This is a genomic window from Halobellus limi (assembly GCF_004799685.1).
Classification (GTDB): Archaea; Halobacteriota; Halobacteria; order Halobacteriales; family Haloferacaceae; genus Haloquadratum; species Haloquadratum limi.
In genome coordinates this window covers 2,008,537-2,022,209 of record NZ_CP031311.1, presented here as the reverse complement: position 1 = coordinate 2,022,209, position 13,673 = coordinate 2,008,537, and the positions used below count along the sequence as shown (strand labels likewise).

The following is a 13,673-nucleotide window of genomic DNA, read 5'->3' as shown; positions in this document are numbered from 1 at the left end:
GACGGAATTACTCCACGCAGCAACTCATCGTCGACGTGTCGCGCCGGAACGCCTGACAGGCGTGTTTGAACGCCTCCGAGAACGTCGGGAAGGGGTGGACGGTGTCGATGACGTCGTCGACGGTCAGTCCGAACTTCACCGCCAGCGTCGCTTCCCCGATCGTCTCAGCCGCCCGGGGACCGACCATATGCACGCCGACGATCTCGTCGGTCTCGTGGTGTTTTACGACCTGCACGAGGCCGTCCGTATCCTCGAGTACTCTCGCCCGGGGGACGTCTTCCATCCGGACGGTCCGACAGGAACAGGTGCCGTGCTCGGCCGCGTACTCGCGTTCGGTGGTGCCGACGGAGGCCACCTCCGGACTGGTGAATACGACCGCGGGAACCGAGCCGTAATCGATCGTGACGCCCTCCCCGCCGAAGGCGTTCCCGACGGCGTGGTTCCCTTCCTTGGCGGCGACCGTCTCGAGTTCGGGATCGCCGATCACGTCGCCGGCGGCGTAGACGTCGGAGTTCGTCGTCCGGAGGTACTCGTCGACGGTGACGCTACCGTCGTCGTCGGTCTCGACGCCGATCCCGTCGCTGTTGGGCCGGACGCCCGTCGCGACGAACAGCGCCTCGCCGGTGACCGTCCGCTCGGTGCCGTCGACGGTCGTCTCGACGGCCACGCCCGACTCCATCGCGTCGGCTCCCGTCCCGCGGACGTGCTCGAATTCGTTGCCGGTGACGATCTCGATCCCCTCCGCTTCGAAGACACGTTGCAGCTCCCGGCCGAGCCGCCCCTCCATACTCGAGAGCACGCGGGCGGAGCGCTGGAGGACGGTCACGTCGACGCCGACGCGGTGGAGGATCTGCCCCCATTCGAGCGCGACGTAGCCGCCCCCCACCACCACGACGCTCTCGGGGAGATCGCGCTCTCGGAGGATCGTTTCGCTCGTGTAATAGTCCACCTCGTCGAGGCCCTCGATAGGCGGAGCCGACGGCGAACTCCCGGTCGCGACGAGTGCCTTCTCGCCGGCGATGCGTACCCCCGCGTCGGTTCCGTCGACCACCTCGATGGTGGTGTCCCGCACGAATCTCCCGCGGCCCTCGTAGACGTCGGTGCCGTGGTGGTCGGCGACGTCGACGTAGTTGGTCCGGCGGAACCGCTCGACGAGGTCGTCGGTCCCGTCTATCGCGGCGGCCCAGTCGACGGCGGGCTCGCCGTCGCCGTAGCGGACCGCGTCGAAGGGGTTCTCCCGCGACGCGAAGGCGCTCTCCGCGACGGCGAGGAGCCGTTTGCTGGGGACGCAACCGACGTTGACGCAGGTCCCGCCGATCGGGAGGCCCGCGTTCACCATCGCCGTCGAGAGCCCGCGCCGGCCGGCTTCGGTGACCGCGGCGAACGCCGCGGCTCCACCGCCGAGGACGACGAGGTCGTAGGAGTGTTGGTCGGACATCGCTTCGGCTTTGAAACCTGAAGTAATTATACTGTAGAGTCCAAACCCTCGGAGTGGGTTCGAGAGACCGAAGCTATGAGAGATTCGACGACACGCCAGGGGCCGACGTGCGACGTGGACGGAACGTGCTACTGTCCGCTGACGGGCGTCATCGACACGCTCAGCAAAAAGTATGCGATGCAGCTCGTGAGCATCATCGGGGCGCACGACTCCCTCCGGTTCGGCGAGATCGAGGAGCACCTCCCCGGCGCGAGCACGTCCACGATATCGACCCGACTGGACGAGTTCGAGGCCGCCGGGTTGGTCTCTCGGACGCAGTACGACGAGATCCCGCCGCGCGTCGAGTACGCGCTGACCCGGGACGGCGACGAGGTGCGGACCCGTCTGGAGCCGCTCTTGGAGTGGGCGACCGACCGGTGAACGCCGCCGGGGCGTTCGCGACGGAACGCACGCGCCGCTTGTGCGACGGAGCCGCATACTCGACGTACGGTTAAACCGCTCCCCGGACACGTAGAGACAGATGAGCGCACATTCCTCGTTGACGACCGCCGAGAACGCCGTCGCGCTGGGCGATCTCCCCCCGAGCGCGAAGCTCGTCGCGAAGACGCTCGAGTACGAGGGCGACCTCACGCAGTCCCAGCTCGCAGAGTCGACGCTCTTGCCCACGCGAACCGTCCGGTACGGACTGACACAGCTCGAAGAGAACGGCCTCGTGACGTCCGAGATCTCGTTTATCGACGCCCGAAAGCGGGTGTATTCGCTCGACGTCCCCGAACGGTGAGACGGTTCGTCGTCCCGAGAGAGCCGACCGAGGGTGAAACGAGCGAGCGTCCCCGGCCCCGACCGATCCGGCGTGTCGAACCGGCCCGGCGCGACGAGCGCCCGGGCGCCAAATCCCGAATACTATCACTCCGCCCGCCGTCGTGTGCACGATGACGTTCGACCCAGACCGCGTGAGGACGGTCACGTTCGACTCCTACAGCACGCTCGTCGACGTGGACGCGGCCGAGAAGGCGCTGGCCGACCGCGTCGCCGCGCCCGAGCCCGTCTCGAAGCTCTGGCGCTCGCGATCGATCGAGTACACGTTCGTCGCCAACCACGTCGACGCCTACCAGCCGTTCTACGAGATGAACCGCGACGCGCTCCAGTACGCGCTGGACGCCCACGACGAGGGGATCTCGACGGACGAGCGCGACGAGATCCTGGCGGTGTACCACGAACTCGACGTCTTCGACGACGTCCGCGACGGCATCGAACGGCTCCGCTCGGGCGGGTACGACTGCTACGTCGTCTCGAACGGCAACCCCGAGATGCTGGCGTCGATGGTCGAACACGCCGGGATCGGCGACCTGATCGAAGACGCGATCAGCGCCGAGGAGGTCCGGACCTTCAAACCCGACGCCGAGATCTACCGCCACGCCGCCGGACGGACGGGGACGCCGATCGGGGAGATCGCCCACGTCACGGCGGGTTGGTTCGACGTGATGGGCGCGAAGCACGCCGGGATGCAGGGCGTCTGGGTCGACCGCAAGGGGACGCCGTGGGAGTCCTTCGACGGCGAACCGGATCTCACAGTCGAGTCGTTCCACGAACTGGCAGACGCCCTGGACGTCTGACGAGGACGTCGGGAATCTGACGAGGGGGTGTGACCCTCCGCGACGTGTCGGAACCGATCAACTCCCGATCCCGCCGGACAGGAGTTCAGGATCGACCTGCCGGCCGATAAGCAGCAGGCCGCCGACGAGCATCGCGAGCGCGACCGGGACCAGGAACTGAAAGCCCGTGATGACGGTGGCGCTCGCCTGAACACCGACGACGAGCAGTATCGTCGGTCCGCAGCAGGCCGCGCCCGACAACAGGGCCGGGACGCCCGCGAGGACGCCGGTCGAACTCTCCAGTCCGCAGGCCCGCGGCTGGATCACTCCGAGGTACGAGAGCGCGAAGTTCGCGCCCACGAGGGCCGACAGGACGATCGAAATCAGGAGGTTGAGCGGCGAGAACAGGTACGTGAGCGGCCCGATCGACACGACGGCGACGGCGTCGAACCGGAAGAACCCGAGGCTGGCGAACGCGCGGGAGAGGTCGTCGACGGTCCGGACCGCGAGCCCACCCGTCCCGCCGCTCGCGAACGAGAGGTCGCCCACCGTCACCAGATACACGACGAGGTAGGCGCCGCCGGCCCCGAGGAAGACCAGCCGGGAGTCCCACCGCCCCCCTGCGGCGCGGAGGGCGGCGGCCGTCCGAGCGAGCGTCCCGACCTCGTCCGTTGCCGCGGGCGAGCGGTCCGTATCAGGCATACAGCGTCGTCTCCGGGTAGAACCCGCTCCAGGCGAACCACATCGCGTCGAACGCGATGACTCGATCCAGAGGAAGCGCGTCCGGCGCGTGGGCGTCGCCGGCGCCGTCGACGACCCGACCGTCGCGGTACTCGAACCGCCTTTCGTCGGGGTTCCGGAAGACGTAGCCCGTATCCAGGGTCGGTTCGTAGACCGCGAGGACCGGCGCCCCGCCGAGTTCGCCTTCGATGAGCTTCGCTTCCCTGAGCCGGTCCTTCTCGAAGGCAGCCGCTCCGTCGGGGGCTCGCGCTCCGATCACGACCCGTTTCGGTTGGAGACGCTCGTCCTCGGAGAGCGATCCGAACATCGGCTGGGAGTTCGGCGCGTAGTACCCCGCTCGGGGGTTGTACGACCCGTAGGGGTCCCGGTCGTAGTTCTTCGCGAACCCGGTGTCGCGCGAGAGCACGCGCGTGTCGGGGTAGCGGTTCCGCCATCGCTCCCACGTCGTCCAGACGACTCGGAACTCCCGGAGCGACCAGACGTCCGGATCCTCGTTCCACGGCCCCGGAATGGCCGTCGAGAGCACCTGCGGCCACCACGTCTCCGTGGCGCGGTCGTACATAATCAGGTTGTTGTTCACCAGCCGCCCGGAGACGCCGAAGGTGGTCTCGCCGCGTTCGACCCCCATCGCGGTGCCCGTCAGGGGGCAGTAGGTGACGCTCACGGGCGTGCCGTCGACGACGTCGTTACAGATCTCGTGTGCCACCAGTATCGACTGGGGATACGCTTTCGGCTCGCCGCCCGTCGCGACCCCGAACACCGGATCGCCGGGATCGAGGTCGGCCGATCCCGCCTCGGCCGAGACGAATTTCGGACTCTCGATCGCCGGGATGCCGTCCTTCGGCGGGCCGCCGGACACCGCTTCGCTCCGGAGGGCCGACGGCTCCATCGGAAGCGGAAGCCGGTCGTCACGCGTCGGCGGCCCCGATCCTCCCCCGCCCGATTCCCCGGACGCCGTCGCTCCCCCTTCGCCGGATTCGGCCGCCGACTGTTCGCCGGTGTCGCCGGAGCCGCCCGCATCCCCGGAATCGTCGGATCTATCGGTTCGTCCCCCGCCGAGACAGCCGGCGAGCGATGCGACTCCGACGCCGGCGAGGACGGCACGGCGAGTGAGAAGTCGCGCCATTACCCACGTATTCGTCGCAAAACGTCAAAAGCGCTCCCTAACCCATTGGTAACCCTCTCTGACCGGTCGTAGACGCAGATCGCCCCTCGTCGTCACAGGCGTTCGACCACGTCGAGCGTGCCGAGTTCACGGTACGTGACTCCCAGTACCGTCCCCCAGAGCGCGTGTCCGACGAAGCCGGTCGGCGAGAAGTTCGGGATCGCCGCGGGGATCCCGACGAGCGACAGCCACGCGGGCATCACGATCCCCGCCGCCACGAACCAGAGGACGGTACCCCACCCCAACCCCAGGAGTCCGGAGCGGAGGGGTCCCCTCGCGAACCGGTCCATCCGCGGTTCCGTGGCGATCGCCGCGAACAACAGCCCGAAAACCGCGCTGTGGAACAGGTGGGTTATCCACCCGATCAGCGGGTTCTGGAGTCCGTACAGTGAGCCGATGACCGGGAGCAGTCCGGTCGTTAGCTGGACGAACGCGCCCATAGCGAGACCGCCGAGGAGCCCCCCGACGATCGCCTGGGTGAGGTTCCGAACGGAGAGGCCGACCGTCTCCACGGACACGCCCCGGCGCTCGCTTCGGGGGAGCAGCACCGTGATTTCGGTCCCGGTTCCGGCCCCGGTATCGCCTCCGGTTCCGCCGTCGTCGCCAGCGGGGGTCGCCTCGCGTCCCTCTCGGACGCGGATCGTCCCGCCGAACTGCACCACGAACAGGCGGGCGATCTGGTTGCCGAAGCCCGTGGCGGGATCGTCGTACTCGGGGAACGCGCCGTCTTCCAGCAGCGACCGCTGCCCCTCAGGGAGTCCGGGGCCGTCGTCCGCGATCGACAGCCGAACCGTGTGCGGAGAACCGCCCAACTCGACGCTCACGTCGGTACCGCCGTGACCGACGGCGTTCTCGAGCAGTTCTCTAACCACGAGCGCGAGCCGGTCGTCGGCGTCGATCGCCGCGTCTTCGGTGAGAACCGAGAGTTCGACGTCGACGTCGGACGGCGCCTCGATCCCGTCGATCTCCCGCCGAACGACTTCCTCGAAATCGAGTCGCCTCGTCGCCCTCCCGTCCCTGGCGATCGTCCCGATCTCCCCGATCGTCGATTTGATCCGCGTCACGGCCCGCCGGATCGCGCCCAGCGATTCCGATCGGCCACCGCTTGTCTCGTCTAAGAGATCGGCGTGCCCGTCGATGATGGTGATCGCGTTGAGGACCTCGTGTTTGAGCAGCCGGTTCACGAGGAGCGCGCGGTTCGCCGAGCGGCGGATCTCCTGTCGCTGCCGCACCATCCGCCCCGAGCGGACGCCGGTCAGCGTCCCGCCGACGGCCCCGCCCAGGAGGACGTTTCCCACCAGCAGCGGGGCCTGATACAGGAATCCCACGCCGCCGCTGCGGACGAACTGATCGGCGGCGGTCACGGCGAAGACGACGACCATCCCACCGACGCCGAGCACGTGCCAGCGGGCGATCGTGTCCACGTACTCCTCGGAGAACGGACCGATCGCGAGCGCGACGCCGTACACCGTCAGCGCGAGCCCCGCCACGAGCGGCAGTACGCCGGCCAGCAGGAACGGCACCGCCGCGTCGACCCGGGCGGTCTCGGCGACGAACAGGCGCGTGATTCCGAACCCGGAGAGCGCTACCACGAGGCCGCTGTACTGAACGCGCTGGGGTGACCTCACTGTGGGAGGTATCCCGCAGGGTGTATATAATTCTACTCCGGTCGTTCAACCCGGGTTCCCGGACGTCGCGCGTAAACCGAGAGCGCGACGAGCGCGGCGGCGGTGGCGAGATTCAGATACGCCGTGGGGCGGTCGAATCCGACGGCGACCTCGACGGCGACCCACCCGACCAGGGCGACCGCGACGGTCACCGCCGCGGGGCGTCCCCACCGCTGTCCCTCGTAGAGCGCGGCGGCGACGGCGGCGGGGACCAGTCCGAAAACGACGAGGAGCAGCGCCCCCGGAACGAGGAAGCTCCGGAACGGCGTCCCGGAGAGCGTCCCGACCGAGAGGCCGACGACCGATCCCGAGGGATCCAGGAGGAGCGCGCTCCCGCCGAGGACCGCCCGAACCGAAAGCTGACCGAGCGCGACGATCAGCAGCCCCACGCCGATCGAACGTCCGCGTAGATCCACGTTCTCGATACGCTCACGCCCGCATACGAAGGTTTCGTTCGCGGAGCTGGCGATTCGCTCGCGGCGACAGTGTTTCGATCCCGCGAAGACCGCCGCTATTCGCCCGTCGGAGACCGCCGCTATTCGTCCGCCGGAGACCGAGACGGTGCCGTGCTGGCTGTCGTTTCACGACGGATCCGACCTCCGCCGCGACTGACTGCGTCCGGAGGCGGTCCCCGACGCACACACCGTTTTGTCGACCGCGTCCGCAACGACGAGTATGACCACAGAGCGGTTTCGCACGTCCGCCGGGGTCGACGTCCCGGCAGTGACCGCGGAGACGATGCGCCGCGTCGACCGCGTCGCCGTCGACGACGTCGGAATCGAACTCCTCCAGATGATGGAGAACGCGGGGCGGACCCTCGCCGCCCGCGTCTTCGACGTCGGCGGCAGTTCGGCCCTCGTCGTCGCCGGGAACGGGGGCAACGGTGGCGGCGGACTGGCCTGTGCGCGACACCTCGCGAACCACGACGTCGACGTGTCGGTCGTGTTGGACCGCGCCCCCGAGGAACTGACCGGTGCCGCCGCACGGCAGCATCGCATCCTCCGCGAGATGGGCGTATCATCACAGGTGGGGCCCGAGCCCGTCTCCGAGACCGGCCCGGTCGACGTCGTGGTCGACGCGCTCATCGGGTACGGACTCGCGGGTCGGGTCCGGGAACCGGCCGAGGCACTGATCCGGGAAACGAACCGACACGACGCGCCCGTGATCTCGCTCGACGTGCCCTCCGGTATCGACGCGACGACGGGAGAGACGCTGGGCGACGCCGTCCGACCCGACCGCACGGTCACGCTGGCGCTTCCGAAGACAGGTCTGGAGGGTCGCGCCGAACCGCTCTTCCTGGCGGACATCGGGATCCCGCGGGCGGTCTACGACCGGCTCGACATCGAGTACGAGAACCCCTTCGGGCGGGGGTTCTGGGTCGAGCTGCGGTCTTGATTCGCACGGCCGCGTCCTCGGACGACACCTACTCGTCGGAGGGCTCCGTGAGGTGTTCGAGCCCCCAGTCCCGCATCGCGTAGATCACCGGTTCGAGCGAGCGGCCGTGGCCCGTGAGAGAGTACTGGACCCTGACCGGCTTCTCGCTGACGATCTCCCTGTCGACGAGCTGCTTCTCGCCGAGGTCTTCGAGGCTGTCCGAGAGGACCTTACTGGAGATGCCGTCGACGTTCTTCTTGAGTTCGTTGAATCCGCTGGGACCGTGTTCCAAGAGCCGATGGATGATCACCGGGTGCCACTTCTTTCCGATGAGCGAGGACGTCGTCGTCACCGGACACCACTCCTCGCCCGCACACCATACTTCCAGTTTCACGTCGGTATCGGAAGGTTCGTCGTGGTTCGACATACGACCGCGTAGATCCGGTAGCCACCTAATAGTTACGTATGGTGACCAGGTTACTACTAGTACTCGAGGAAGCGAAAAACGGGTCGAAGTCCCTCCTCCGCCTCGCGGTAATCGGCGACGGAGGAGGCGGTTCTCCCTACCGACCCCACCCGTGCCGCAGCGCGTCGATCGGATCGACCCGCGCCCCCCGCCACGCGGGGGAGAGCTCGGCGACCACGCCGACCAGAACGCCGACGAGGACGGTGACGAGGACGGCGAGTATCGACTAGTGCGGCGACTCGTGACGACCGGGAACCCACAGCGCAATATAGCAGCGTTTGCAACTGATTACTCATCCGATCGCACGCCGTCGTGCGATCGAGTGAGTGCAGACTTGCAAACGCTACTATCGCGACAGTCCCAGTTTCGACGACGGTGAATCGCCCGGTTGCTGTGACACGTCTCCCGACGGGCGAGTCACGGAGAACGAGGCCGGTAGAATAGTCGAAATAGCGTTTCGGCTCGGACTCTCAGAGCCCGGATCCGCCGTCGATCGGGACGGTCGCGCCGTTGACGAAGCTCGCGTGCCGGCTGGACAGGAAGGTGACCATCTTCCCCAGATCGAGCGGATCGCCCGGCGACTCGTAGGGACAGTCCGCGAGCACGGCCTCCCAGGCCGAGTCGACGTCGGGGTACTCGCCGGCTTCGACCCGCCGGGCGAGGAGGCTTTCCAGGTCCTCAGTCTCGTGGGGGCCCGGGACGACCGCGTTCACGCGGACGTCGGGCGCGAACGTCGTCGCCTGGCTCTCGGTGAGACCCTGAACCGCCCGCCCGTACGCGGTCGCCATCGGCAGCTCGTCTGCGAGCGCGGGGATGGAGGGGTTGGCCACGGTGACGACTGTCCCCTGATCGGAGTCTTCGAGGTGGCCGGCGGACTCGCGGATGGCCCAGACGACGCTCATGAACAGCCGGTCGAACCCACGGAACCAGTCCTCGTCGGAGACGTCGAGGAACCGCTCCGGTTCGAGCGGCCGCGGTCCCGTGACGAGGTGGTCGATGCCGCCGTACTGGTCGACGGTCTCCTCGACCAGCGCCGCCAGGTGGTCGCGGTTGCGCACGTCGACTTCGAGACCGAAGATCTCGCCCTCGCCGAGGGCGTGGAGCCTGTCGCTGGCGTACGCGAGGCCGTCCAGGTTCGGCGCAGCGAGGGCGACCTTCGCCCCCTGCCGCGAGAACGCTTCGGCACAGGCGTGTCCGAGTCCGGTCGCACTTCCGGTGACGAGCACCACGTTGTCCTCCAGTCCGAGGTCGATGTCCATATCCGACGCTTGGGTACCAGTCCTAAAAGGTTCCTGCCCCAACAATGAGTCCTGTTTTAGGAGTGAAACCGCGGACGTAGCTGCGCTGAAAGCCTCACCCCATCGGGCTCCGACGCCCGCCGGCCGTCGACGTTGCTGTCGCGTTTGGCGGCGACGTCCAGCGGCGTCATTCCTGACACCTCCCGTATGAAAGAGCCGGGCAGCGCTGGTTGATCTCGACAATTAGCGGTCACGGAACTCGCAGATTTTTGGCTCCGTATTTACCTGACGTTAAGAAGGGTTTAAATTAGGAATGGGGCCGGAGGGATTTGAACCCCCGATCGACTGATATCTCCGGTACGCGCCTCGGTACTCCAGAGGGTCGTCATCGCGAGCCGATGATCAGTCGGCCGCTCGGTATATCAGTCTGGAGTGTCGTCACCGGGCGCCAAGCCTCTGGAGTCAGTCGCCATGCCGGGCTTGGCCACGGCCCCTGTGTGTGCATCCGTCCGTATGCCGATACCGCATAAAGGAATTACGATCGGTCGGCGTGTCGGCGGGGAATCGAGGGCCGATCGACGCTCACCGATCGGTGTCCGACCAGGAGCACTCCTGGCACTTGTAGGCCGTCACGAACTCGGTCACGCTCGGCATGTACCCGACGGAGATGACGTTCTCTCCGCACTCGGGGCAGTCCATCTCGGCGTCTTCGATCGATTCCGCTTCCAGCGGGGCCTCGCCCTCGACGAGTTCGGCGAGCCGTTTCGGCGTGACCATCCGTCCCTCGACGACGCGGTTGCTCATACCTCGAAGACGACGCGGAGCGTGGTAAATCCGTCGTGCCGTGTCGGGGGGTACGGGCGCGTCGGGGACGCCACACTCGGCGACGGGCTCAGGTCAGAGCCACGGCGCCCGGGAGCCGGAGCTGTCGGAGTCGGGGTAGCCGTATCCGACGTCGCCGCCGCTCTCCTCGGAGTCCCGCTCGTCGGGCGAGTCGGCGTCGCCGTCCTCCCCGGGGTCGCCGCCGTCCGCGACGGCGGCTCGCAGCGAGGAGAGCGCCGAACCGGCGTCGGGTTCGGGAGCGACGTCGGGGTCCGTCCCCTCGGCCGCCTCCGCGGGGCCGTCGGATTCGACGCCCTCCAGGCTCGCGTCGGGATCGTAAGCGAACAGGGCGGTGACGCCCAGCACGGCCAGTGCGACGGGTGCCTGCGTGGGGAGCAGCCCCAGCACGTCGACGGCGAGCATCCCGAGCGCGACGGAACTGCCGAAGCGGAAGCGGTCGATGTCGACGGCGCCGCGGAGCCGCGGGGCGAAGAGCGCCACCGCCAGCGCGAAGGCGACGCCGACGCCGGCGGCCGCGACGGCCCGGAGGATCGTCCCGGGGTCGGGGTTGATCACGAGCGTCGCGCCGCCGATCTCCAGGCTCGCGATCAGGCCGAAGCCGATGATGACGCTCGGCGAGGGGAGGTACTCGCCGACCTTCGCGGAGGCCGTCTTCGCCGCCACCGCGAGGATGACCAGGCCCGCGAACCGGTGGAAGACCTCGAAGTTCAGCACGCTCTTCAGCGTCTCCGCGAAGAGGGCCTCGATCCCCGCGACGGGGAGCAAGAGCGCGCCGAGGAGGAGCACCGACGTCACCTGTTCGCGCCGGGTGCCGTCCATCTCCGCGAGGATGACCGCGACCGTCGCGGAGCCGCCGAAGATCAACAGCCCGGTCTCGATGATCCCGAGCGGGCTGCTGAGGGCACCCGCGATGATGAGTGCCGGGAAGATCCCGTCGACGAGCGGCAGCGCCATCACCGTCGCCAGGAGCCGGGTCGCACCGCCCACCTGCTGCTCGAGGCGGAGTGCGACTGGGTGTCGAGAGACGCTCATTCGGGGCTAACGGCCGTCACCATCGGCCAGACGGCGATACGGGCGCAAGCCCGGCGCGGAGGCGCCGTGGGCCTGCCCGAGCACTCCGAGCGAATCGAGCGCGGGGAGCGTCCAGTTCCCGCGTTTGAAGTTCTGCATCGCTGTAAATGTAAAGTTCGCATCGAATTCCGTGGTCTGCTGACCTGCGATGCGCGATGCAGAGGGACACTCGGAGTCCATACCTGAAATCAGTCGGAGTGGCATATTAAACGTTGTGTGGGACTGGTGCTCACGGTTCTGGGTCTCTTACAGCAGAGCGGTAGAGAACTACGCGATGTTCGAGAAATACGTTCGGAATCCACGAGAACGTCGTCTTCGACGTGTTCTGACGGCAACTTTTGCGTCGTTCGTCACCGATCGCCGGTCGCTTCTGCGGGATCGACGAGGAAAACACGTCACTGTGTTCCGTTCGGGGCCGAAGATATGCCAACAGCCGGCACAGCGACGGCGTCTCGCAATGTTTTTGTCGATCGGCTGTGGACCGTTTATATGGCGAAAGACGGTTCTACACAGGGGTTATTCTCGGAGAAGCTTCGGGTACCGGAAGCGTTGACGTTCGACGACGTGCTGCTTCGGCCGATGGAGAGCCGCGTCGAGCCCGACTCGGCGGACGTCTCCACGCACGTCTCGAGGAACGTCGAACTGAACATCCCGATCCTCTCGGCCGCGATGGACACCGTCACGGAGGGCCGGATGGCCATCGGGATGGCTCGGGAGGGCGGCCTCGGCGTCCTCCATCAGAACATGGACACCGAACAGATGATCGCCGAGATCGAGCGCGTCAAGCGCGCGGACGAGCTGGTGATCCGCCGGGAGAACGTCGTCACCGCGAGCCCGACGCAGACGGTCCGCGACGTCGACGCGATGATGGAGCGCGAGGGCGTCTCCGGGGCGCCCGTCGTCGACGACGACGACACGGTACTGGGAATCATCTCCGGCACCGACATCCGGCCGTACCTGGAGGTCGGCGAGACCGACGAGGTCCGGGAAGCGATGACCGACGAGGTCGTCACCGCGCCGCGCGACGTCGGCGCGCGCGAGGCGCTCGAACTGATGTACGACCACAAGATCGAGCGCGTCCCGATCGTCGACGACGACGACCGACTCGTCGGTCTCGTCACGATGCAGGGCATCCTCCAGCGGCGCGAGCACGAGAACGCCGCCCGCGACGGGAGCGGCCGACTGCGCGTCGGCGTCGCCGTCGGGCCGTTCGACGCCGACCGCGCGGAAGCCGCCGACGAGGCCGGCGCCGACGTGATCTTCATCGACTGCGCCCACGCGCACAACCTCAACGTCCTCGACAGCGCCCGCGAGATCAAGGGATCCGTCGACGCAGACGTCGTCGTCGGCAACATCGGCACCCGCGAGGCCGCCGAGGCGGCGGTCGACTTCGCCGACGGCCTGAAGGTCGGCATCGGGCCCGGATCGATCTGTACCACGCGCGTCGTCTCCGGCGCGGGGATGCCGCAGATCACCGCCGTCGCACAGGTGGCCGACGTCGCCGCCCCCGAGGGCGTTCCCGTCATCGCCGACGGCGGCATCCGCTACTCCGGCGACGCGATCAAGGCCATCGCCGCGGGCGCCGACGCCGTGATGCTCGGTTCGTACTTCGCGGGGACCGAGGAGGCGCCCGGGCGCGTCATCACGATGAACGGCAAGAAGTACAAGCAGTATCGAGGAATGGGCTCCGTCGGCGCGATGAAGTCCGGCGGGAGCGAACGCTACCTCAAGGACACCGACGAGGAGGACGAGGAGTTCGTCCCCGAGGGCGTCGAGGCCGCGACGCCGTACAAGGGCACGCTCGCCTCGGAACTCCACCAGCTCGTCGGCGGGATGCGCTCCGGGATGGGCTACGTCGGTGCCGGAACGATCCCCGAGTTCAAAGAGCGCGCCGAGTTCGTCCGCGTCTCCAGCGCCGGACAGACCGAGGGTCACCCCCACGACGTGATGATCACCGACGAGGCGCCGAACTACAGCCCCGACGGGAACTGATCCGGGATTTAACCGGATATTAACCCGTTCACGTCTGCGATTTCTCGATTCGCACCCGACGAGCTCACAAGGGGTATCTTGAT

General features: G+C 67.7%; 15 protein-coding genes and 1 tRNA gene. 5 read left to right on the top strand and 11 right to left on the bottom strand.

Annotated elements, in window-relative coordinates:
* Positions 1 to 7 precede the first annotated feature (7 nt).
* Positions 8 to 1,438 (bottom strand): mercury(II) reductase, encoded by a 1,431-nt coding sequence (gene merA, locus DV707_RS09880; protein WP_103991859.1) that lies wholly within the window; start codon positions 1,436 to 1,438, stop codon positions 8 to 10.
* A 75-nt stretch (positions 1,439 to 1,513) separates the two neighbouring features.
* Between merA and DV707_RS09875 the strand changes: the two genes are divergently transcribed.
* From DV707_RS09875 to DV707_RS09865, 3 genes are all read left to right on the top strand, one after another.
* Positions 1,514 to 1,858: a winged helix-turn-helix transcriptional regulator gene (locus tag DV707_RS09875; RefSeq protein ID WP_103991860.1), complete on the top strand. Its 345-nt coding sequence runs from the start codon at positions 1,514 to 1,516 to the stop codon at positions 1,856 to 1,858.
* Positions 1,859 to 1,958: 100 nt separating this feature from the next.
* Positions 1,959 to 2,219, top strand: coding sequence for a winged helix-turn-helix domain-containing protein (locus DV707_RS09870; protein ID WP_103991861.1), 261 nt, complete (start codon positions 1,959 to 1,961; stop codon positions 2,217 to 2,219).
* A 151-nt stretch (positions 2,220 to 2,370) separates the two neighbouring features.
* Positions 2,371 to 3,054 carry a haloacid dehalogenase type II gene (locus DV707_RS09865; protein ID WP_103991862.1) on the top strand — a complete coding sequence of 228 codons (684 nt, stop codon included), beginning with the start codon at positions 2,371 to 2,373 and terminating at the stop codon, positions 3,052 to 3,054.
* Positions 3,055 to 3,111: 57 nt separating this feature from the next.
* On the opposite strand, the gene DV707_RS09860 is transcribed toward DV707_RS09865, so the two are convergent.
* The 4 genes from DV707_RS09860 to DV707_RS09845 all read right to left on the bottom strand — a co-directional run bounded on the left by DV707_RS09860 (position 3,112) and on the right by DV707_RS09845 (position 7,022).
* Positions 3,112 to 3,735 carry a hypothetical protein gene (locus tag DV707_RS09860; RefSeq protein ID WP_103991863.1) on the bottom strand — a complete coding sequence of 208 codons (624 nt, stop codon included), beginning with the start codon at positions 3,733 to 3,735 and terminating at the stop codon, positions 3,112 to 3,114.
* The gene (locus DV707_RS09855; RefSeq protein ID WP_103991864.1) at positions 3,728 to 4,900 is read right to left on the bottom strand and encodes a DUF3179 domain-containing protein; all 1,173 of its coding nucleotides are present in this window, start codon (positions 4,898 to 4,900) and stop codon (positions 3,728 to 3,730) included. Before DV707_RS09855 ends, DV707_RS09860 begins: the two co-directional genes overlap by 8 nt.
* Before the next feature lie 92 nt (positions 4,901 to 4,992).
* Complete coding sequence (locus DV707_RS09850; protein WP_136361845.1) at positions 4,993 to 6,567, bottom strand: ATP-binding protein; 1,575 nt, start codon at positions 6,565 to 6,567, stop codon at positions 4,993 to 4,995.
* Between the two features lie 32 nt (positions 6,568 to 6,599).
* Positions 6,600 to 7,022: a hypothetical protein gene (locus tag DV707_RS09845; RefSeq protein WP_103991866.1), complete on the bottom strand. Its 423-nt coding sequence runs from the start codon at positions 7,020 to 7,022 to the stop codon at positions 6,600 to 6,602.
* A gap of 259 nt (positions 7,023 to 7,281) precedes the next feature.
* On the opposite strand from DV707_RS09845, the gene DV707_RS09840 reads away from it, so the two are divergent.
* Positions 7,282 to 8,001: an NAD(P)H-hydrate epimerase gene (locus DV707_RS09840; RefSeq protein ID WP_103991867.1), complete on the top strand. Its 720-nt coding sequence runs from the start codon at positions 7,282 to 7,284 to the stop codon at positions 7,999 to 8,001.
* A 28-nt stretch (positions 8,002 to 8,029) separates the two neighbouring features.
* On the opposite strand, the gene DV707_RS09835 is transcribed toward DV707_RS09840, so the two are convergent.
* The 6 genes from DV707_RS09835 to DV707_RS09815 all read right to left on the bottom strand — a co-directional run bounded on the left by DV707_RS09835 (position 8,030) and on the right by DV707_RS09815 (position 11,778).
* Complete coding sequence (locus DV707_RS09835; protein ID WP_103991868.1) at positions 8,030 to 8,407, bottom strand: winged helix-turn-helix transcriptional regulator; 378 nt, start codon at positions 8,405 to 8,407, stop codon at positions 8,030 to 8,032.
* A gap of 509 nt (positions 8,408 to 8,916) precedes the next feature.
* Complete coding sequence (locus DV707_RS09830) at positions 8,917 to 9,705, bottom strand: SDR family NAD(P)-dependent oxidoreductase (protein WP_103991869.1); 789 nt, start codon at positions 9,703 to 9,705, stop codon at positions 8,917 to 8,919.
* Positions 9,706 to 9,998: 293 nt separating this feature from the next.
* A tRNA-Trp gene (locus DV707_RS18380) sits at positions 9,999 to 10,178 on the bottom strand.
* A gap of 88 nt (positions 10,179 to 10,266) precedes the next feature.
* Positions 10,267 to 10,488, bottom strand: a complete 222-nt coding sequence (locus tag DV707_RS09825; protein WP_103991870.1) for a DUF5795 family protein — start codon at positions 10,486 to 10,488, stop codon at positions 10,267 to 10,269.
* A gap of 93 nt (positions 10,489 to 10,581) precedes the next feature.
* Positions 10,582 to 11,559 carry a DUF5794 domain-containing protein gene (locus DV707_RS09820; RefSeq protein ID WP_103991871.1) on the bottom strand — a complete coding sequence of 326 codons (978 nt, stop codon included), beginning with the start codon at positions 11,557 to 11,559 and terminating at the stop codon, positions 10,582 to 10,584.
* A 6-nt stretch (positions 11,560 to 11,565) separates the two neighbouring features.
* Positions 11,566 to 11,778 (bottom strand): hypothetical protein, encoded by a 213-nt coding sequence (locus DV707_RS09815; protein ID WP_103991872.1) that lies wholly within the window; start codon positions 11,776 to 11,778, stop codon positions 11,566 to 11,568.
* Positions 11,779 to 12,087: 309 nt separating this feature from the next.
* Here DV707_RS09815 and guaB point away from each other — a divergent pair, with 309 nt between their 5' ends.
* On the top strand, positions 12,088 to 13,590 hold the full coding sequence (gene guaB, locus DV707_RS09810; protein ID WP_103991873.1) for an IMP dehydrogenase: 1,503 nt from the start codon (positions 12,088 to 12,090) through the stop codon (positions 13,588 to 13,590).
* Positions 13,591 to 13,673: the final 83 nt, after the last annotated feature.